Annotated in this window: 16 protein-coding genes; all 16 read right to left on the reverse strand. The window is 56.1% G+C overall.

Translation table 11 applies throughout. The features are described from left to right. The coding region (locus ACLJQJ_RS16600) for an autotransporter-associated beta strand repeat-containing protein (RefSeq protein ID WP_240861437.1) at nucleotides 1–3,423 on the reverse strand (3,423 nt) is incomplete at its 3' end. Nucleotides 3,424–4,031: 608 nt separating this feature from the next. Next, nucleotides 4,032–5,489, reverse strand: coding sequence for an NADH-quinone oxidoreductase subunit NuoN (gene nuoN, locus ACLJQJ_RS16605; RefSeq protein WP_000156667.1), 1,458 nt, complete (start codon nucleotides 5,487–5,489; stop codon nucleotides 4,032–4,034). Nucleotides 5,490–5,495: 6 nt separating this feature from the next. After that, nucleotides 5,496–7,025, reverse strand: a complete 1,530-nt coding sequence (nuoM, locus tag ACLJQJ_RS16610; protein ID WP_023138690.1) for an NADH-quinone oxidoreductase subunit M — start codon at nucleotides 7,023–7,025, stop codon at nucleotides 5,496–5,498. Between the two features lie 76 nt (nucleotides 7,026–7,101). Beyond that, complete coding sequence (gene nuoL / locus ACLJQJ_RS16615) at nucleotides 7,102–8,943, reverse strand: NADH-quinone oxidoreductase subunit L (RefSeq protein WP_001056582.1); 1,842 nt, start codon at nucleotides 8,941–8,943, stop codon at nucleotides 7,102–7,104. Further along, nucleotides 8,940–9,242, reverse strand: coding sequence for an NADH-quinone oxidoreductase subunit NuoK (gene nuoK, locus ACLJQJ_RS16620; protein ID WP_000612687.1), 303 nt, complete (start codon nucleotides 9,240–9,242; stop codon nucleotides 8,940–8,942). The genes nuoL and nuoK overlap by 4 nt, the downstream gene beginning before the upstream one ends. After that, entirely contained in the window at nucleotides 9,239–9,793 is a 555-nt protein-coding gene (nuoJ, locus tag ACLJQJ_RS16625; RefSeq protein WP_000393522.1) for an NADH-quinone oxidoreductase subunit J, read from the reverse strand. The genes nuoK and nuoJ overlap by 4 nt, the downstream gene beginning before the upstream one ends. Nucleotides 9,794–9,803: 10 nt before the next feature. Further along, the gene (nuoI, locus tag ACLJQJ_RS16630; protein WP_000172747.1) at nucleotides 9,804–10,346 is read right to left on the reverse strand and encodes an NADH-quinone oxidoreductase subunit NuoI; all 543 of its coding nucleotides are present in this window, start codon (nucleotides 10,344–10,346) and stop codon (nucleotides 9,804–9,806) included. A 14-nt stretch (nucleotides 10,347–10,360) separates the two neighbouring features. Next, nucleotides 10,361–11,338 carry an NADH-quinone oxidoreductase subunit NuoH gene (nuoH, locus tag ACLJQJ_RS16635; protein WP_000118515.1) on the reverse strand — a complete coding sequence of 326 codons (978 nt, stop codon included), beginning with the start codon at nucleotides 11,336–11,338 and terminating at the stop codon, nucleotides 10,361–10,363. Continuing rightward, nucleotides 11,335–14,061, reverse strand: a complete 2,727-nt coding sequence (nuoG, locus tag ACLJQJ_RS16640; RefSeq protein ID WP_001728014.1) for an NADH-quinone oxidoreductase subunit NuoG — start codon at nucleotides 14,059–14,061, stop codon at nucleotides 11,335–11,337. Before nuoG ends, nuoH begins: the two co-directional genes overlap by 4 nt. 30 nt (nucleotides 14,062–14,091) lie before the next feature. Continuing rightward, nucleotides 14,092–15,429 carry an NADH-quinone oxidoreductase subunit NuoF gene (nuoF, locus tag ACLJQJ_RS16645; protein ID WP_000800048.1) on the reverse strand — a complete coding sequence of 446 codons (1,338 nt, stop codon included), beginning with the start codon at nucleotides 15,427–15,429 and terminating at the stop codon, nucleotides 14,092–14,094. Next, entirely contained in the window at nucleotides 15,426–15,926 is a 501-nt protein-coding gene (nuoE, locus tag ACLJQJ_RS16650; RefSeq protein ID WP_000545038.1) for an NADH-quinone oxidoreductase subunit NuoE, read from the reverse strand. The genes nuoF and nuoE overlap by 4 nt, the downstream gene beginning before the upstream one ends. Before the next feature lie 2 nt (nucleotides 15,927–15,928). Then, nucleotides 15,929–17,731: an NADH-quinone oxidoreductase subunit C/D gene (gene nuoC / locus ACLJQJ_RS16655; protein WP_000247855.1), complete on the reverse strand. Its 1,803-nt coding sequence runs from the start codon at nucleotides 17,729–17,731 to the stop codon at nucleotides 15,929–15,931. 86 nt (nucleotides 17,732–17,817) lie between these two features. Then, entirely contained in the window at nucleotides 17,818–18,480 is a 663-nt protein-coding gene (gene nuoB, locus ACLJQJ_RS16660) for an NADH-quinone oxidoreductase subunit NuoB (RefSeq protein ID WP_000386728.1), read from the reverse strand. Between the two features lie 15 nt (nucleotides 18,481–18,495). Further along, entirely contained in the window at nucleotides 18,496–18,939 is a 444-nt protein-coding gene (gene nuoA, locus ACLJQJ_RS16665) for an NADH-quinone oxidoreductase subunit NuoA (RefSeq protein ID WP_000062993.1), read from the reverse strand. 394 nt (nucleotides 18,940–19,333) lie between these two features. Further along, a complete protein-coding gene (locus ACLJQJ_RS16670; protein WP_001121022.1) occupies nucleotides 19,334–19,486 on the reverse strand; it encodes a hypothetical protein in 153 nt (50 codons plus the stop codon). A gap of 79 nt (nucleotides 19,487–19,565) precedes the next feature. After that, nucleotides 19,566–20,504 (reverse strand): transcriptional regulator LrhA, encoded by a 939-nt coding sequence (gene lrhA, locus ACLJQJ_RS16675; RefSeq protein WP_000606288.1) that lies wholly within the window; start codon nucleotides 20,502–20,504, stop codon nucleotides 19,566–19,568. Nucleotides 20,505–20,782 lie beyond the last annotated feature (278 nt).

Genomic DNA, 20,782 nt, shown 5'->3' on the forward strand with positions numbered 1-20,782 from the left:
GTCGGTGACGTCGCCGCTGCCCAGCGCCTCAACGTTGGTGGCGACCAGCGTGCCGCCGCTGATGGTGGTGCCGCCGGTATAAGAATTGGCGCCGGAGAGCGTGAGCGTCTCGTCGCCGGATTTCACCACCTGGCCGCTGCCGCTGATGGCGTTGTCAAAATCGCCGCCGGTGTTCAGCTCCAGCGTGGCGTTGTCGGTGACATTGCCGGTACCCAGCGCCTCAACGTTGGTGGCGACCAGCGTACCGTCGCTGATAGTGGTGCCGCCGGTATAGGTGTTTTCCGCATTCAGGATCAGCGTGCCTGCGCCGGTTTTGGTAAGCGACTGGCCGTTCCAGCCGCTGTTGGCGTCAACGTTTTCCAGCACCGTGTTGACCGTAAAACTGTCGTCGGCATCCGCCAGGTTGAAGGTGCCGTGGGCGTCGATGGCGGCGTTGTCGCGATCGGCATACCACGTCAACGTCTCAACCAGATCATAGTGTGTGTCATTGACGTTTTTCTGCCCCACGACGGTAATAAACGCGTCCGGGTTCATGGCGTTGCCGTTGATAGTGATGCCGTCAAAATCGCCGCTAATGGCGTTGTCCGATTCGATAAGCGCCAGGGAGATCAGATCGTCGGTGCTGCGTATCGGCTCCTGGCTGGCGGGCGAAGCGACATTCAGCGTGCCGTCCAGATTCACGTTTTTTGCGCGGATGGCGGGGCCGCTGGTCGCCGTCAAATCGGCCGTCAGCGTGCTGCCGTCCTGCTGGGTCAGGGTATTGGCCTGTAGCGTGCTGCCCGCGCCGATTTCAACGGTGGCGCCGCTGTGGGTGGTGAGATCCGCGACGATAAAGGGATCGCCGGCGTTTGCCGCTTCCAGTTTGAGGTAAGCGCGGTTGTCGATATTGCCGCTGCCCAGCGCGCCGCCAGCGGTGGCGGTCAGCGTTCCCTCTGCAATGGTGGTGCCGCCGCTGTAGCTGTTGTTGTTACTGAGCGTCAGCTCGCCGCCGCCCTGTTTTACCACGTTGCCGCTGCCGCTGATGACGCTGCCGTAGGCGGCGGCATCGCTGCGGTTAAACGTCAGCGTGCCGTTGTCAACAATGTTGCCGTTGAACGCGCCCAGCGTGCCGCCGTTGCCAATCTGTAGCGTCGTGCCGCTATCGACGGTCGCGCCTTTGGCGGTCATCGCGCCGTTCACTATCAGCGTGCCGGATTTTACCCAAAGCGCGCTGTTGGTCGTTCCCGAGAGGTTCATCGTCGCGCCCGACAGCGTCCAGTCGCCGCTGCTGGTCACGCTGTTCAGGCCGCTGATGCTGCTGCCCAGCGTACCCTCTCCGTCCAGAATCAGATTATTGTTGGCGCTGGCGCTATTGTTGCCGTCGGTAATGCTGCCGGATATCTCCGTACCGGTATTGAGGGTGAGGGTGTTGTTCTTGCTGCCGCTATTGATGAGAACGGCGTTGGTTCCGCCGGTTATTTTCCCCTGATTGGTCAGAGTGTTGCCGGAGCCGCTAATGGTTACGCCATTGGTGTCGCCCAGGATTGCTCCCGCATTAGCGAGCGTATTGTTATTGCCGTTGAGCTGAACGGCGGTATTTGCCGTGATGGAGCCGCCCGCCAGGTTATTGAGCGTGTGGCCCGTGGTGACGTAGACGCCGAATACCGAGGAGTCCATCGTGCCGCTGTTGTTAATCGTGACGGCGCCGCCGTGGGCATAGACGCTCGCGTCCCCGGCGCCTTTACCCGTTGTGGTAATGGTGCCGGTGTTGGTGATAGTGCCGCTGGCGCCGCTATTGTACTGGATGCCGTAAGAGATACTGGAGCCGGTCGCCGTGATGCTGCCGCCATTGGTGACGTTGTTGGCGCCGCTGTTAATCAGAATGCCGTTGTCTTTGGCGACGATAGCGCTTCCGCTTTCGGTCGTGACCTGGTTATTGCCGCTCGCGATACTGATGCCGGTGCTGGTGGCGGTAATCTTACTTCCACTTTTGGCCGTTATCTGGTTGCCGCTGCCTTTACTGACGCGGATACCATTTTTGCCTGAAATTTCACCGCCTGAGGTGGTGACGATATTGTTATTGCCGCTGATAAGGAGGCCGTCGCTTACGCCGGTCATCTTCCCCTGGTTGGTGATGGTATTGCCGTTGCCATTAATCGCCACCGCCGTGTTGGCCGAAATTGCGCCCCCAGCCTGGTTATTGAGCGTATGGCCTTTGGAACGTGCCGAGTCGAGATAGACGCCATAGACGGTGGAACTCATGGTTCCGCTGTTGTTGACGACGGTGCCGTCGCCGTTGCCGTGGACATACACGCTGGCGTCTCCTGCGCCGCCGCCCGTGGTGGTAATGGAGCCGGTATTGGTGATAACGCCGCCGGAGGTACTTTCGCCATAATGGATGCCGTAAGTATTGGCAGTGCCATATGCGGAAATCGTGCCGTCATTGGTGACGAGGTTGTCGACGCCCGCTTTAAGTTCCATGGCGGCGGACTGGATGCCGACGAGGCTGCTGTTTCCCGCCGTGATCACCCCGCCGGCGCGGTTGATCACTTCAAAATGCGCGCCGTGATAGAGCGCGACGGCAATAAAATCAGACTGCAAAAGACCGCTATTATCAACAGAAACATAATCGCCCGCCGCGATATCATCAAAGGTATGGGCATAAATCGCCGCATCCTCAATCTCGCCTGAACCATCGCTGGCCGTGGTGATAATGGTGCCGGTATTGACAATCGTACCGTAAGCGCCGCCCCGAAGCTCGACGCCATAAGAGCGCCAGGAGCCATCGGAGTTAATCGTCCCGCCGTTGGTGATGTGGACCTCGCCGCTCTGGACGATCACCCCGGAAACGCCTTTCAACACACCGTTTTCGCTGCTGACATAACTGCCGCCGTTGAGCATATAAATGGCGGCATCTATTTCGGGGGCGCCGAGGTCGAGATTATGAACGTAGATTGCGCTGTTCTCGATCCGGCCATCATTGATCACGCTGCCGCCGTTTTGAAGCAATATCGTTCCATCCTCGTTGGAACCGGTGATCGTCCCCTGGTTATGTACGCTGGTGGCGCCCGTTAACGAATCCAGGTTCATCGCCTGGCTGTCGGTCAGGCTGCTCCCCACGACAGCGCCGCTTTCAATCAGCAGATCCCAGTCGTTGCTGTTATCGCCGACGATGGCGGCGCTGGCCGCTGTGTCGGTGGCGATGGTATTGCCCGTTTCCACGACAAACGGCGTAGCGCCTGACAGGGTGTAGGTGGTGGTCTGGGAGGGAATGGAAACTCGCGTTTCCTCTGCGACGGCGGGGGCAGCATCCATCGCCAGCAGAGTTACCGCGCACGAGGCGCTGACGCTGACGATAGCGCGGCTACCACTGCGCGCCAGTTCGGAGGTGACAATATACATGCCGCGGGCGGCGTTCCATATAATATTGTAGGTTTTGTTCACTTACTATGTCCTTATTTTCTTTTTGTCCTTTTTGTTTACCTCCGTGGAGCAGCACAAAACCTGGCTATATCGGAGTAACGTTTACGACATAATAAATCGGAATTTGTCATTTTATTAAATTTTATAAATGAACATTAGCATGACATGGTGTGTAAATAAATTTATTTAACGATTATATGCACTTAGAGGTTGCGGTAATAATTAGTAATTCTACCGTTTGGATTCATGTAAATTAAATAAATCAAAATAACATTACTGCGAATTATATTAACAAAGCTGACTGGTTTTGAATTTTATCGCTTCAGTCTATTATTCAGGGGGAATATAGAGGAGATGTGAATATAATAGCGCCTGGCGGCGCTGTCGGATGGCTGACAAAGGGGAATACAACGTTGATGCCGGATGGCGACTACGCCTTATCCGGCATCTGGTTCTGTGTTCGTTGGAAAAGTGTTGGGTTTCGGCTACGCCTCACCCAACGAGTCCAGGGTCTCTATGCGTCACAGGTTTTCATAAGTTGGATGCAATCCAACATTTAGAGGCTCCGGTGTTGGCCATCAGCCTCAACCGCCGATAAATCGGCGGTTATTGACATCATCAACGCGGCATTACATCAGCGGCATCGCCAGTTGCACAAGGCTAATCAGCGGCTGCGGCCAGACGCCCAGTACCAACACCAGCAACGCGGAGATCAGCACCACGATACCGCCTGCGCTGTACTGCCAGTTTGTCGGCGCGTCGCGTCCCGGTTGCTGCGGCGCGTGCAGGTAGAGACTCACCGCAACGCGCAGGTAGTAGTACAAACCAATCGCGGAACCCACTACCACGGCGGCGACCAGCCACCACAGGCTGGCCTGAACGCCGACCGCCAGCACGTAGAATTTGCCGATAAAGCCCAGCGTCATCGGAATACCTGCCAGCGACAGCATCATCACCGTCATCACCGCGGCAAGAACCGGACGGTGCCAGAACAGACCACGGTAAGAGTACAGAGAATCGGCATCCGGGCCGCGGAACGGGCTGGACATCAGGCTGACCACGCCAAACGCGCCGAGGCTGCTGAACAGATAACCGGCCAGGTAAACGCCAACCGCTTCCATCGACATCTCGCCGCTCTGCAGGGCAATCAGCGCCACCAGCAGATAGCCGAGGTGAGAGATAGAAGAGTAACCGAGCAGACGTTTGATGTTGGTCTGGCTCAGCGCCATCAGGTTACCAAAGATGATAGAGGCAAAGGCGATAATGCCCAGCACCACGCGTACCGCTTCGCTGTCGCCTACCGGCGCATAGAGGAACAGACGCATCACCACGCCGAAGATAGCAATTTTGCTCGCCGTCGCCAGGAAGGTGGAAACCGGCGCAGGCGCGCCCTGATAAACGTCTGGCGTCCACAGGTGGAACGGCACCAGAGAGAGTTTAAAGCCCAGACCGACAATCATCAGGCCAAAGCCCGCCAGCAGCAACGGCTCGTGCAGCATACCATCGCCGAGGCTCTTACCGAGCGCTTCGAAAGACAGGTTGCCGGACTGCGCATAGACCAGCGCCATCCCGAACAGCAGGAAAGACGAGGCGGCGGCGGAAAGGATGGTGTATTTGATACTGGCTTCCAGCGAGCGTTTCTGGCGGAAAGCATAACCAATCAGGCCGAACAGCGGCAGTGAGATCAGTTCGATACCGAGGAACAGCGCCGCCAGGTGGTTGGCGTTCGCCAGCAGAATTCCGCCCAGGCTGGCGATTAACACCAGCAGGTAGAACTCTTCCTGGTTATCGTTATAGCCTTCCAGCCACGGGTAGGCAAAGGTACAGGTGGCGAGGCTCGCCAGCAGCACCAGCCCGGTGTAGAGCATCGCAAAGCCGTCAACGCGCATCAGCGGGGTGACGTCCATGGCCCCGGCCTGGCCGACAAACCAAAGCGAAACCAGAGCAGCGTTAAGCCCAATGACCGACAGCGTGGCATTGAGGAAGTGATTGCGTCGCCACGCAATGGAGAGCATCACAACCACCACCGTCAAGCCGACGATCAGCAGCGGTAGCAGCGCAATCAGGTGTTGTGGAGTTATTGTCATGGCGATTTACGGCCTTGTAGTAGTAACGGAATTAACAAACCACTGCTGGATGTTGCTCATCGCAGAATGCGAGGTATCCAGAATCGGCTGCGGATAGAAGCCAAGCAGTACCAGAAGCACCACCAGCAACAGAATGATAAACAGCTCGCGCAGCGACATCCCTGGCAGTTCCTGGCTGGCAATCTGGCTCTTCGCTTTACCAAAGTAAGCGCGATGCAGCATCGCCAGCGAGTATACAGAGGCGAATACCAACCCAAAGGTGGAGATCACGGTAATCATCGGCACCACCTGGTAGCTGCCGAACAGAATCATAAATTCGCCGACAAAGTTACCGGTGCCCGGCATACCGAGCGTCGCCACCGCAAAGAACATAGACAGCGCAGGCAACCATTTCATTTTGCCCCACAGGCCGCCCATCATACGCATGTCACGCGTATGCAGACGTTCGTACAACTGGCCACACAGAATGAACAGACCGGCTGCGGACAAACCGTGCGCGATCATCTGAATCACCGCGCCCTGGTACGCCAGCTGGCTGCCGGTGTAGATAGCGATCAGCACGAAGCCCATGTGGGAAACGGAGGTATAAGCAATCAGACGCTTGATGTCGTATTGGGTAAAGGCCATCCACGCGCCGTAGAAAATGCCGATAACGCCAAGCCACATAGCGATCGGCGCAAACTCCGCCGACGCGTTCGGGAACAATGGCAGGGAGAAACGCAGCAGACCGTAAGCGGCGGTTTTCAGCAAGATACCGGCCAGGTCGACAGAACCGGCGGTCGGCGCCTGGGAGTGCGCATCCGGCAGCCAGCCATGCAGCGGCACCACCGGCATTTTCACCGCAAAGGCGATGAAGAAGCCCAGCATCAGCAGATATTCCACTCCGTGGGACATCGGCGTATTCAGCAGCTCTTCATAGTTGAAGGTCCACACGCCGGTCGCTTTATAGTGCACAAAAACCAGCGCCAGGATGGCAATCAGCATCACCAGACCACTCGCCTGGGTGTAGATGAAGAACTTGGTCGCCGCCGTGATACGCGTTTTCCCATCAGAAGCTTTGTGGCCCCACAGCGCGATCAGGAAGTACATCGGCACCAGCATCATTTCCCAGAAGAAGAAGAACAGGAACATGTCGATGGCCAGGAACACGCCGATAACGCCGCCTAAGATCCACATCAGGTTCAGGTGGAAGAAGCCCTGATATTTTTCGATTTCTCGCCAGGAGCAAAGCACCGCCAGAACGCCGAGCAGGCCGGTCAGCACCACCATTAGCAGCGACAGTCCGTCGAGCGCCAGATGGATAGAGATGCCAAAACGCGGGATCCACGGCAGGACAAATTCAGATTGCCACTGCGGAATACCGGCGGATTGCGTCAGTGAGTAGCCGCCCTGCAACCACAATTGCAGACCGAGCGCCAGCGTCAGCCCCATGGTAATCAGCGCTATCCAGCGCGGCACCTTCACGCCAAAGCGTTCGGTCTGCCAGCACAGAAAGCCGCCGATAAAGGGAATCAATATTAGCCAGGGTAGTAACATGGCGATTTTTATTCCTTTTTAAGGCCTCTGACAGAGGCCTGATTTTCAACGAATTTGGATAAAATTCACTTTACGATCAACGCAGTACCATCAGCAGCGCCAGCACCACAACCGCGCCGATGCTCATGGATGCCACATACCAGCGCAAATAACCGTTCTCGCTCAGTACCAGGCCTTTGCCTGCAAAACGGGAAAGGATAGCCGGAATGTTCATCAACGCATTAAGCGGGTCGCGCTTCAGCAGCCAGGCGATACCGAGGAATGGCTTGACGAATACTTTGTCGTACAGCCAGTCAAAGCCCCAGGCGTTATACCACCAGGTACCCAGCAGACGGCCCGGCGCGCTGTTGGCGATCGACGTCACCAGCGTGCGTTTACCCAGCCACAGCCATGCGGCAATCAGGATGCCGGCAATCGCCACTACGCCAGAGGTAATTTCCAGCGTCATGACGCGCCCATGCGCTAGTTCAGTTGTCTGCGGCAGCACCCCCTGCAATGGCGGCACAATCAGCGCGCCAACAAAGGTAGACAGAATCATCAGGACAATCAGCGGCAGATGGTGGGTAATCCCCTTCCCTGCATGAGCATGAATTTGTTCTTTCCCGTGGAATACGATGAAAATCATCCGGAAGGTGTACAAGGAGGTCATGAACGCGCCGACCAGACCCGCCACCATCAGGTTGATATGACCGTTAGCCATCGCCCCGGCCAGGATCTCATCCTTACTGAAGAAGCCCGCAGTGACCAGCGGCAGCGCCGACAGCGCCGCGCCCCCCACCAGGAAGCAGGCATACACCAGTGGAATGGACTTACGCAGACCGCCCATCTTAAAGATGTTCTGTTCGTGATGGCAGGCCAGAATCACCGAGCCGGAGGCCAGGAACAGCAGCGCTTTAAAGAAGGCGTGCGTCATCAGGTGGAAAATCGCCGCATCCCACGCCTGTACGCCCAGCGCCAGGAACATGTAGCCAATCTGGCTCATGGTGGAATAGGCCAGCACGCGTTTGATGTCGGTCTGCACCAGCGCGGCGAAACCCGCCATGACCAGCGTAATCGCCCCGATAATGCCCACCAGATGCAGAATTTCCGGGGTCATCAGGAACAGACCATGGGTACGAGCGATCAGGTAGACACCGGCGGTGACCATGGTAGCGGCGTGGATCAGCGCGGAGACCGGCGTCGGGCCGGCCATCGCGTCGGCAAGCCAGGTCTGCAACGGTAGCTGCGCAGATTTACCGACCGCGCCGCCCAGCAGCATCAGGGTTGCCCACATCAGCATGTTGTTGCCGTCAGCAAAGTGCGCTGGCGCCAGCTCGACCATTTCGCGGAAGTTCAGCGTGCCCAGTTCGTTGTAGAGGATGAACAGCGCGAAGGCGAGGAATACGTCACCGACACGGGTCACCACGAAGGCTTTCATTGCCGCCGCGCCATTCTTCGGATCGCTGTAATAGAAGCCGATCAACAGATAAGAGCACAGGCCCACGCCTTCCCAGCCGAGGTACATCAACAGCAGGTTATCGGACAGCACCAGAACAACCATGCTGGCGATAAACAGGTTGGTATAAGCGAAGAAGCGGGAGTAGCCCTCTTCCCCACGCATGTACCAGGAGGCGAACATGTGGATCAGGAAGCCGACGCCGGTGACCACTGAGAGCATGGTCAGCGACAGGCCGTCCAGCACCAGGTTAAAACCGATGTTGAAGTTACCGACCGACATCCACGTCCACAGCGGCTGGCTGAACGCCTGTTTGCCGTTGGCGAAGAAATCCATCCCGACAAACGCTGTCACCAACGCCGCCAGACCAACGGAGCCCACGCCAATGGTCGCGGAGAGATTTTCCGACCAGCGTCCGCGAGAGAACGCCAGCAGTACAAAGCCAATCAATGGCAGAATAATGGTTAAGGCAAGCATGTTCATCCACGCATCTCACTTACTGAATCGATGTTCAGGTTCTGGCGACGGCGATGGAGTTGCAGCAACAGCGCAAGTCCAATACTCGCTTCCGCAGCCGCAAGGCTGATGGCGAGAATGTACATCACCTGACCATCGGTCTGGCCCCAGTAGCTCCCGGCGACCACAAAGGCCAGCGCGGAGGCGTTAATCATGATTTCCAGCCCGATCAGCATAAACAGCAGATTGCGGCGGATAACCAGACCGGTTAAACCCAGGACGAATAAAATCGCAGCGAGGATCAGTCCGTGTGTTAAGGGGATCATGCGCGCTCCTCCGTTTTTCTTTTCGCGCGGTCATCGGCGCGGTTGCTTAGCACTTCGCCCGCACGCTCTTCACGACCGACGTGGAACGCCACCACCAGGCCTGCCAGCAGCAGCATCGACGCCAGTTCGACCGCCAGAACATAAGGCCCGAACAGCGTAATGCCCACCGCTTTCGCGCTAATCGGCGTGCCGTCGATGCCCTGGTCGTTAACGCCCAGAATGGCGTACACAATGACCGCCAGCATAATGGCCGACAAAACCGCCGGACCAATCCACACCTGCGGCTTCAGCCACTGGCGTTCCTGTTCGATTTCGCTGCCGCCGAGGTTGAGCATCATCACCACGAACACAAACAGCACCATGATGGCGCCTGCGTAGACGATAATTTCCAACGCACCGGCAAAATAAGCGCCCAGCGAAAAGAACACCCCGGAAATCGCCAGTAGCGATATCACCAGATACAACAGCGCATGTACCGGATTGGTATGGGTGATCACTCGCAGGGTCGCGAGGATGGCTATCAGGCCACAGATATAAAAAGCGAATTCCATTGCCCTCTCCTTACGGTAACAGGCTCTTGACGTCGATAGGCTTGGCTTCGTTCTCTGCTTCGCCTTTATCTTTGCCGTCGATTGCCATACCCGCCATCCGGTAGAAGTTATATTCCGGGTATTTGCCCGGACCGGAAATCAGCAGATCCTCTTTTTCGTACACCAGATCCTGACGTTTGTATTCGCCCAGTTCGAAGTCCGGGGTCAACTGAATCGCCGTGGTCGGGCACGCTTCTTCGCACAGGCCGCAGAAGATGCAGCGTGAGAAGTTAATGCGGAAAAATTCCGGATACCAGCGGCCATCTTTGGTCTCCGCTTTTTGCAGAGAGATACAGCCTACCGGACAGGCTACCGCACACAGGTTACAGGCAACGCAGCGCTCTTCACCGTCCGGGTCGCGCGTGAGCACGATACGGCCACGATAACGGGGCGGTAAATAGACCGGCTCTTCCGGATACATCCGCGTTTCGCGTTTGGCGAACGCATGCAGGCCGATCATCCAGATACTGCGTACCTGAGTGCCGAAACCTACTAATAATTCTTTTAAGGTCATGGTCTTTGTGTCCCTTATTGCGCCTGCCACAGAATGACAGCCGCCGTTACCAGCAAGTTGATGAGCGTCAGCGGCAGGCAAACTTTCCAGCCGAAGGACATTACCTGGTCATAACGCGGACGCGGTAACGACGCACGAATCAAAATGAACATCATCATGAAGAACGCGGTTTTCAGCGCGAACCAGACGAATGGCGGTAAGAACGGGCCATGCCAGCCACCGAAGAACAACGTTACCATCAGCGCGGAAACGGTGACGATACCGATGTACTCCCCCACAAAGAACAGACCGAATTTCATACCGGAATATTCGATGTGGTAACCGTCCGCCAGTTCCTGCTCGGCTTCCGGCTGGTCAAACGGGTGACGGTGACAGACCGCTACGCCCGCGATGGCGAAAGTAACAAACCCAAAGAATTGCGGAATCACGTTCCACAGATGCGCCTGGTTATTGACGATATCGGTCATATTAAATGAACCGGCCTGCGCCACCACGCCCATCAGGGAAAGACCAAGGAACACTTCGTAGCTCACCGTCTGGGCAGACGCGCGCATCGCGCCCAGCAGCGAGTATTTGTTGTTGCTCGACCAACCGGCGAACAGAACCGCGTAAACCGCCAGACCGGCCATCATCAGGAAGAACAAAATCCCGATGTTTAAATCGGCCACCACCCAATTAGGGCTAACCGGCACAATGGCGAAGGAGAGCAGCAGCGAAGTAAACGCGATCATCGGCGCCAGGGTAAAGATGACGCGATCCGAGAATTTCGGGATCCAGTCTTCTTTAAAGAACATCTTGATCATATCCGCGACCAGCTGGAGCGAGCCACCCCAGCCAACGCGGTTTGGTCCATAACGGTTCTGGAACAGACCCAGCAGACGACGTTCGCCAAAGCTCATGAAGGCCCCGCAGGTGACGACCACCAGCAGAATCACCACCGCTTTGAGAATGCTCAGCAGGATCTCAATCAGATCCGGTGTAATCCAACTCATTGTTGCGCCTCCCGCAGATCCTCAAGACGCGCGCCAGCCAGAACCGGCGCGATGCCAGGCATACCCATCGGCAGCCCTACCTGCCCTGCCGCTAACCCTTCAGAGATTTCAACCGGCAGCGTCACCGTATTGCCATCGTAGCTAAAGGAGACGCGCGTCCCGGCATTGACGCCCAACTTCGCAGCATCCGCCGGATTAAGTTTGATATACGGCTGCGGCATACGGCTCTGGAAGACCGGAGAACGCTGAGACAATTCGTCGCTGCCAAACAGGTGGTAATACGGCGCAATACGCCACTGACCGTCCTGCGCCTGGAAGCTTGCCGGCACGGTAGTGAAATAATCCAGACCGCCCTCAGTCGCTTCAATCAAACGCACGCCCGGATCGCCGTGACGCAGTTTGCCGCCCACTTCATCCTGGAATTTGTTCCACGCCTGCGGGGAGTTCCAGCCCGGCGCCCAGGCGAACGGAATTTCAGATCGCGGGGCAGTCGGTTGGTTATTCCCTTCCATCGAGAAGGCGAACATGGTGTCTTTATCCTGCGGCTGACGTGGTTCATGCACGCTGATATTGGCGCGCATCGCCGTACGACCGCTGTAACGATGCGGTTCGCGCGCCAGCTTCTGCCCACGAATGCGGAAGGTCGCATCCGGCGCGGCGTCCTTAATGCCGGCAAATTGCGGCATGGCGGCAATGACCGCGTCGATCACGTGGTCAAGCTGAGTCCAGTCCACTTCGCGGTTTTCGACGGTGCTGTGCAGCGAATGCAGCCAGCGCCAGCTTTCCAGCATAATCGTCTTGTTATCGTAGTAGGCCGGATCATAAACCTGGAAGAAGCGCTGCGCGCGGCCTTCGTTGTTGATGACCGTACCATCGCTTTCGGCGAAGCTTGCCGCGGAAAGCACCAGATGCGCGTTTTCCATAATCGCCGTGCGCTGATGGTCAACCACCATCACCAGCGGCGCTTTGGCGAGCGCAGCGTTCACGCGCGTCGCGCTTGCATGACGGTGGAGATCGTTTTCCAGCACCACCACCGCGTCCGCGTTGCCGGTTTCCAGCTCGCCCAACGCATCGTCAAGCGAACCGCCGCCCATCATACCCAGCCCCATGCTGTTCACGGAGCGGGCAATCATAGTAATACCGACGTCGGCGCCACGGCCTTTCAGCGCTTTCGCCACGTTGGCGGCCGCCTGAATCACCTCACTGCTACCGGCGTTAGTGCCGGAGATAATCAGCGGTTTTTTCGCGCCGGCCAACGCCTGCACAATGACATCAATTTTGTTTTGCAAGTCGCTGTCGATACCGTCAACCGCAGGCGCTGTATTGTCCAGCGCATGGGCAATCGCAAAGCCCAGGCGCGCCTGATCTTCTACCGGCGCGCGATAGGTCCAGGCGGCGATATCATCCAGACGGGTGTCGTCCACGTTGGTCACGAACAGCGGATGTTTGGCACGCTGGCCGATGTTAAGGATGGCCGCAATCTGCCAGTCGGCCACTTTCTGCGCCGCCGCCATTTCACGCGCTTTACCTTTCACCGCCTGGCGTACCGCCAGCGCAACGCGCGCGCCGGTCTGGGTAACGTCTTCGCCCAGTACCAGTACCGCGTCATAAGATTCGATCTCCCGCAGCGCCGGGGTGTAAATGCCGCCTTCACGCAGCACTTTCAGCGCCAGTTGCAGACGTTCCTGCTCGCCGCGCGCGATACCGGTGTAGAAGTTTTCCGCACCAACCAGCTCACGCAGCGCAAAGTTGCTCTCAATGCTGGCGCGTGGCGAACCGATACCGATCACTTTCTTCGACTGGCGCAGAATATCCGCCGCACCCTGCATCGCCTGCTCGGCGTTGAGAGTAATAAAGTCATCGCCACGGCGCTGAACCGGCTGACGCGGACGGTCTTTCAGGTTCACATAGCCATAGCCGAAACGACCGCGGTCGCAGAGGAAGTAGTGGTTAACGGTACCGTTGTAACGGTTTTCGATACGGCGTAATTCGCCATAGCGCTCGCCCGGGCTGATGTTACAGCCGATGGAACACTGCTGGCAGATGCTCGGCGCAAACTGCATGTCCCATTTACGGTTGTAACGCTCGGAGTGCGTTTTATCGGTGAAGACGCCGGTCGGGCAAATCTCGACCAGGTTACCGGAGAATTCGCTTTCCAGCGTACCATCTTCCGGACGCCCGAAGTAGACGTTGTCATGCGCGCCATAGACGCCCAGATCGGTGCCGTCGGCATAATCTTTGTAGTAACGCACACAACGGTAGCAGGCGATACAGCGGTTCATTTCGTGCGAGATGAACGGCCCCAGATCCTGGTTGCGGTGGGTACGTTTGGTGAAACGGTAGCGGCGGAAACTATGCCCCGTCATCACGGTCATATCCTGAAGATGGCAGTTACCGCCCTCTTCACAGACCGGACAGTCGTGCGGGTGGTTAGTCATCAGCCACTCCACCACGCTTTCACGGAACTGTTTCGCTTCTTCATCGTCAATAGAGATAAAGGTACCGTCGGTGGCTGGCGTCATACAGGACATCACCAGGCGACCACGCGTATCTTCCGCGTTTTGGTATTGCTTCACCGCACACTGGCGGCAAGCACCGACGCTTCCCAGCGCCGGGTGCCAGCAAAAATACGGAATATCAAGGCCGAGGGACAGACATGCCTGTAGCAGGTTGTCCGCGCCGTTGACCTCGTATTCTTTGCCGTCTACATGAATCGTAGCCATTAGCATGCTTCCAAATTAAAAATCGTTAACTCACCAGCGCTCTTTGAGCAGGTTCGGCTGAATACCATTGATTAAATGGGTATTGCTGAACGGCTGCTTGATGCCAGCTTCGAATTCTTCGCGGAAATACTTAATTGCGCTTTGCAGTGGCTCAACCGCGCCCGGCGCATGCGCGCAGAAGGTTTTACCCGGTCCGAGGAAACGACACAGTTGCTCAAGTGTCTCGATATCCCCCGGCTGGCCTTCGCCACGCTCCAGCGCGCGCAGAATTTTCACGCTCCACGGCAGCCCGTCGCGGCATGGCGTACACCAGCCGCAGGATTCGCGGGCAAAGAACTCTTCCAGGTTACGCACCAGCGACACCATGCCGATTTCGTGGTCTACCGCCATCGCCAGCGCGGTGCCCAGACGGCTGCCTGCTTTACCGATGCTTTCGAACTCCATCGGCAGGTCAAGATGCGCCTCGGTCAGGAAGTCGGTTCCCGCCCCGCCCGGCTGCCAGGCTTTGAATTTCAGGCCATCGCGCATACCGCCCGCGTAGTCTTCGAGGATCTCGCGCGCGGTGGTGCCGAACGGTAATTCCCACAGGCCCGGATTCTTCACGCGGCCTGAGAAGCCCATCAGCTTGGTACCCGCATCTTTGCTTTTCGAGATGTTCTGGTACCACTCCACGCCGTTGGCGAGGATTGCCGGGACGTTGCACAACGTTTCGACGTTATTCACACAGGTCGGCTTGCCCCATACGCCGGAGGTCGCCGGGAAGGGCGGCTTGGAGCGCGGGTTCGCGCGGCGGCCTTCGAGGGAGTTAATCAGCGCCGTTTCTTCACCACAGATGTAACGCCCTGCCCCGGTGTGGACAAACAGTTCGAAGTCGAACCCGGTGCCCATGATATTTTTGCCAAGCAGCCCGGCCTCGGTTGCTTCAGCAATCGCACGGCGCAGATGTACAGCCGCTTCGATATATTCGCCGCGCAGGAAGATGTAACCACGATACGCTTTCAGCGCGAACGCGGAGATCAGCATGCCTTCCACCAGCAGGTGCGGCAGTTGTTCCATCAGCAGACGGTCTTTATAGGTGCCCGGTTCCATTTCATCGGCGTTACACAGCAGGTAACGGATGTTCATGGATTCATCTTTCGGCATCAGGCTCCACTTGAGACCGGTGGAAAAGCCCGCGCCGCCGCGCCCTTTCAGACCGGCGTCTTTTACCTGGCTGACGATTTCATCCGGAGACAGGCCGGTCAGCGCCTTACGCGCGCCTTCGTAGCCGTTTTTGCTACGATATTCATCCAGCCAGACCGGCTGTTTGTCATCGCGCAGACGCCAGGTCAGCGGATGGGTTTCGGGAGTACGGATAACGTTTTTCATTTATACCGCTCCAGTAGTTCAGGAATGGCTTCCGGGGTCAGATGGCTGTGAGTATCCTCATCAATCATCATGTTCGGCCCTTTATCGCAATTCCCCAGGCAGCAGGTCGGCAGCAGCGTAAAGCGACCATCAAAGGTCGTCTGCCCCGGTTTGATGTTGAGATTTTTTTCCAGCGCGGCCTGAATCCCCTGATAGCCGGTGATATGGCACACCACGCTGTCGCAGTAGCGAATCACGTGGCGACCGACCGGCTGACGGAAAATCTGGCTGTAGAATGTGGCGACGCCTTCGACGTCGCTCGCCGGAATACCCAGCACATCGGCAATAGCGTAGATCGCGCCGTCCGGCACCCAGCCACGCTGCTTCTGAACGATTTTCAGCGCTTCAATGGACGCCGCACGCGGGTCTTCGTAGTGGTGCTTCTCGTGCTCTATCGCTTCACGCTCTGCCGCACTCAGCTCAAAAGCCTCGGTTTGTGGTTGTTGATTCTCGTGCATAATTAGCGGTCCACATCTGACATAACAAAATCGATACTACCCAGATAGACAATCAGGTCGGAGACCAGGCTACCGCGGATCGCCGAGGGAATCTGCTGCAGGTGCGCAAAGCTCGGCGTGCGCACGCGGGTACGGTAGCTCATAGTGCTGCCGTCGCTGGTCAGGTAGTAACTGTTAATCCCCTTCGTCGCTTCCACCATCTGGAAGGACTCCTGCGCCGGCATCACCGGGCCCCAGGAGACCTGCAGGAAGTGGGTGATCAGGGTTTCGATATGTTGCAGCGTGCGCTCTTTCGGCGGCGGCGTGGTCAGCGGGTGATCCGCTTTGAACGGGCCTTCCGGCATGTTATCGAGGCACTGCTGAAGAATGCGCAGACTCTGGCGCAGCTCTTCCACTTTCAGCATCACGCGGGTATAGCAGTCGGAAACGCCGCCGCCCACCGGCACTTCAAAGTCAAAGTTTTCGTAGCCAGAGTATGGACGCCATTTACGTACGTCGAAGTCGATCCCGGTCGCGCGCAGCCCTGCGCCGGTGGTGCCCCACTCCAGCGCCTCTTTCGCGCCGTAAGCGGCAACGCCCTGCGAACGCCCTTTCAGAATGGTGTTACGCAGCGCGGCTTTCTCGTAAGAATCCAGACGCTTCGGCATCCACTCAAGGAACTCTCGCAGCAGACGATCCCAACCGCGCGGCAAGTCGTGCGCGACGCCGCCGATACGGAACCAGGCCGGGTGCATACGGAAACCGGTAATGGCTTCCACCAGGTCATAAATTTTCTGCCGGTCGGTAAAGGCAAAGAAGACCGGCGTCATCGCGCCGACGTCCTGAATAAAGGTCGAGATGTACAGCAGATGACTGTTAATGCGGAACAGTTCGGAGAGCATCACGCGGATGACGTTCACACGATCCGGGACGGTGATCCCTGCCAACTTTTCTACCGCCAGCACGTACGGCATTTCATTGACGCATCCACCGAGGTATTCGATACGGTCGGTATAGGGAATGTAGCTATGCCAGGACTGGCGCTCGCCCATTTTTTCGGCGCCGCGGTGGTGATAGCCGATATCCGGCACGCAGTCGACGATTTCTTCACCGTCAAGTTGCAGGATAATACGAAACGCACCGTGCGCAGACGGGTGGTTCGGGCCGAGGTTGAGGAACATAAAGTCCTCGTTGTCAGTCCCGCGCTTCATCCCCCAGTCTTCCGGCTTAAAGGTCAGCGCTTCCATTTCCAGATCCTGCTTGGCTTTGGTCAGCTCAAACGGGTCGAATTCGGTCGCGCGCGCCGGATAATCTTTACGCAGCGGATGGCCTTCCCAGGTTTGCGGCATCATGATGCGCGTCAGGTGCGGGTGGCCTTCGATATCAATACCAAACATCTCCCAGGTCTCACGCTCGTACCAGTTGGCGTTAGGGAAAAGTTTAGTGAAGGTCGGCACGCGCAGGTCGTTTTCAGACAACGCCACCTTGAGCATGATATCGCGATTACGCTCAATGGAAATCAGGTGGTAGAAAACGGAAAAATCCGCGGCGGGTAACCCGTCACGGTGCGTACGCAGGCGTTCATCCATGCCGTGTAAGTCAAACAGCATGACGTAAGGTTTCGGCAGTTTCTTTAAGAAATCGCCAACCTCCAGTAGTTGTTCACGCTTGACCCAAACAACGGGGATACCGGTGCGGGTCGCCTGAACGGTAAAGGCATCCGGCCCAAAACGGTTGCGCAGTTCGCCGATAACCGGATCATCAAGATGATCGCGGGTACTCCATGCAGCGTCTTGCGCGGTTAAGTCGGTCATATTGTTCACCATTGCAAATGGTCCGTGGTGGTCGGCAGTGCTTCGCGCTATTAAAATAGTGGTTAGCGAAGTGAAGTGCTGCTGCCGACAGGCGCAAATTAAATCTCGTCCGGGGTACGCAGGTTCGTGACGGCAATACGCTCGCCGCGTTTACGTTCGCGTTCTGGCTGCATATTGGCGCGATACACGCCCTGATCGCCCACCACCCATGAGAGCGGACGGCGCTCTTTGCCAATCGATTCTTGCAGCAGCATCAACGCCTGCATATACGCTTCCGGACGCGGCGGACAGCCAGGGATATACACATCCACCGGGATGAACTTATCAACACCCTGCACTACCGAATAAATATCGTACATGCCGCCGGAGTTGGCGCAGGCGCCCATAGAAATGACCCATTTTGGCTCCAGCATTTGGTCATACAGACGCTGAATAACCGGGGCCATTTTGGTAAAGCAGGTACCGGCCACCACCATCAGGTCAGCCTGACGTGGCGACGCACGCAGCACTTCCGCGCCGAAACGGGCAACGTCATGCACTGCGGTAAAAGAGGTCACCATCTCTACATAGCAGCAAGAAAGGCCGAAGTTGTAGGGCCAAATTGAGTTTTTACGGCCCCAGTTAACCATGTCATGCAGTTTGCCCATGAACACGTTTTTGTTAACTTCCTGCTCCAGGGGGTCGGTTACGATCTCCTGTTTTTGCAGGGGGTAACGGTCATTCTCACCGTTAGGATCTATGCGGGTGAGCGTATAATCCATCTTAATGCCTCGCGGTTAGCGTTGACGATTAGCGATACTGTTCGTTTCCGGGTTCATACGCTCGCGGCGTGAACGCGCGGGCGTCCAGTCCAACGCGCCAATACGCGCCAGATAAACCAGACCAGCCAGTAACACAAAAATAAAAATTGCAGCTTCCACAAAGCCAACCCAGCCGCTTTCGCGGATAGAAGTCGACCATGCGAACAGATACAGCGCTTCAACGTCGAAGATAACGAAGAACATGGCTACCAGGTAAAACTTGGCAGACAGGCGTAAGCGGGCGGTGCCGACCGAGTCGATACCTGATTCAAACGGAACGTTCTTGTGCCTCGCGCGTGCGCGACCGCCCAAAAACCAACCGCCTACCAGCATCAGGCAGCACAGGCCAATGGCAACGATAAGAAAGATAGCGAATGCCCAGTGATGAGCGATGACTTCAGTGGATGTTGACATACTCATTGCTTACTCATCAAAAGTAGCGCCAGTTTCTCTGCTCTTTACGGCAGATGGGCGCCACATCGATTCATGGGGAGGAATAAAAAAAACCCTACAATTACTGTAGAAAATGATAAAAACAGCTAATTGATGTGGTTTTTTACTCCTTTCTATAACCTTTTGTCAACTTTAACAAAAGTTCCTTCACATTAATTTACATCAATTCATCACCATTAACATTAAGTGCCATCCTGGAGAAAATGACTCTTCGGCCAGGGGGGATTTTATGTTGTTGAATCGTGTCCGTTGTGAAGCAAAAGAAATAACACACACCTATTTTGACAGGAATTTGTGAAGATGCCTCCCCCTAAATGGGAGTATTTTCTTGATCTGTGACACGCTTTTGTTAATTCACCCCCTAAAACAGCAACAATTTCTCTAGTTTTTTAACATGCAAATTCATAAAATGGATGTTCTGGTTATTTTTTACCCACATTGAACTGCGAATCGCTACTGGCTGATTTACCGCAACTTTTACAATTTGTGCGGTTAAGCGCGTACAGATGGGCACAAAAAAAGAGCCACTGAGCGTTTTTTCATCGCCAGCGGCTCTTTTTTACATTTACGACTTAGCGCCTTTTGCCTGCGAGCTACTCAAAACCCCCTTCCACCATCAGCGGATCATCTCCGCCCTCTGCAGAAAACTGGTTGTAATGCCATGGGTTTTGATAGCTTTCCATCGCATGGAAAATCACCATCGCCAGCTCGTTCTGGCTATTGGGATCGCGGCACAACAGATATTCCGTATCCGGCAAAGGCGGTAATCCGTCTGCGGCGCCCAGCACGCGAAGGTCGGGACTCATCATTTCGACAGGTCGAGCCGTTACGCCAAGACCGGCTTTAACGGCCGCGCGTACCGCCGGTAATGTAGACGCCACATAGGCCAGCCGCCAGGGAATACCCGCTGCATTTAGCGTCTCCAGCACCATATCGCGGAATGGACTGGGATCGTCCAGCAGGACTAGTGGTACGGGCTCTCCCCTTTGCAAAACATACTCAGCCGCACAATACCAATGGGTGGGCGAGGTCCGCAAATTCAGACAGTCCAGCGAATGAGGTTGGTTAGTCGTCACCACCAAATCTACTTCCTGCGATTTAACCATGTCCACCATATAGGCGTTGCGTTTTACCCGTACATCAAGCGCGAGTTTCGGATAAACCGAGCTGATTCGGCTAAGCAAAAAAGGCAGGATAGTATCAGCTGATTCATCAGAAGCGCCGATTGTTAACACTCCCTGAAGATTACTGAACATTAATGATGAACACGCCTCATCATTAAAACGCAGGATTTTTCTGGCGTACCCCAGAAGCTGGATACCGTGTTCGGTCAAAAGTTTGTTACGGCCATGGCGGGCGAACAATTCCTTTCCCACGAGTTGCTCAAGACGCTGCATTTGCTGACTGACCGCAGACTGAGTACGACATACCGCCGCCGCCGCCGCGGCGAAGGTGTTCAGATCGGCAACGGCCACGAACGTTCTCAGCAGATCGAGATCGAGGTTAATTATCGGACGATTTGCATTTATCATAATTTTTCACTTACTGGCGGGTCATATCGGGCTGACCTGGTTAATGCTGTGCATTCAGAAACAAGCAATTCCATTTGTAATGTGCATCCTTCGCAGTACCGCCTGGTTACCCAGGTAAATGTTAGAATGTAATTGAAAATACGACCAAAACACTTCTCTTACTTACTGATATAATACCAAATGCAACTGATCGGGATATATCAAAGAGAATGTGTCATACCTTTAGGCGTCTACAGATTTCTGCTAATGATGGACGTGTAAATCTTGTAACAAGCGTC

The organism is Salmonella sp. SAL04202 (assembly GCF_046550775.1).
GTDB classification, from domain to species: domain Bacteria; phylum Pseudomonadota; class Gammaproteobacteria; order Enterobacterales; family Enterobacteriaceae; genus Salmonella; species Salmonella enterica.

Bases quoted from the DNA above. Each gene is read 5' to 3' on its own strand.
- nuoN (WP_000156667.1), bottom strand. From the start codon at position 5,489: ATGACAATAACTCCACAACACCTGATTGCGCTGCTACCGCTGCTGATC.
- nuoM (WP_023138690.1), bottom strand. From the start codon at position 7,025: ATGTTACTACCCTGGCTAATATTGATTCCCTTTATCGGCGGCTTTCTG.
- nuoL (WP_001056582.1), bottom strand. From the start codon at position 8,943: ATGAACATGCTTGCCTTAACCATTATTCTGCCATTGATTGGCTTTGTA.
- nuoK (WP_000612687.1), bottom strand. From the start codon at position 9,242: ATGATCCCCTTAACACACGGACTGATCCTCGCTGCGATTTTATTCGTC.
- nuoJ (WP_000393522.1), bottom strand. From the start codon at position 9,793: ATGGAATTCGCTTTTTATATCTGTGGCCTGATAGCCATCCTCGCGACC.
- nuoI (WP_000172747.1), bottom strand. From the start codon at position 10,346: ATGACCTTAAAAGAATTATTAGTAGGTTTCGGCACTCAGGTACGCAGT.
- nuoH (WP_000118515.1), bottom strand. From the start codon at position 11,338: ATGAGTTGGATTACACCGGATCTGATTGAGATCCTGCTGAGCATTCTC.
- nuoG (WP_001728014.1), bottom strand. From the start codon at position 14,061: ATGGCTACGATTCATGTAGACGGCAAAGAATACGAGGTCAACGGCGCG.
- nuoF (WP_000800048.1), bottom strand. From the start codon at position 15,429: ATGAAAAACGTTATCCGTACTCCCGAAACCCATCCGCTGACCTGGCGT.
- nuoE (WP_000545038.1), bottom strand. From the start codon at position 15,926: ATGCACGAGAATCAACAACCACAAACCGAGGCTTTTGAGCTGAGTGCG.
- nuoC (WP_000247855.1), bottom strand. From the start codon at position 17,731: ATGGTGAACAATATGACCGACTTAACCGCGCAAGACGCTGCATGGAGT.
- nuoB (WP_000386728.1), bottom strand. From the start codon at position 18,480: ATGGATTATACGCTCACCCGCATAGATCCTAACGGTGAGAATGACCGT.
- nuoA (WP_000062993.1), bottom strand. From the start codon at position 18,939: ATGAGTATGTCAACATCCACTGAAGTCATCGCTCATCACTGGGCATTC.
- lrhA (WP_000606288.1), bottom strand. From the start codon at position 20,504: ATGATAAATGCAAATCGTCCGATAATTAACCTCGATCTCGATCTGCTG.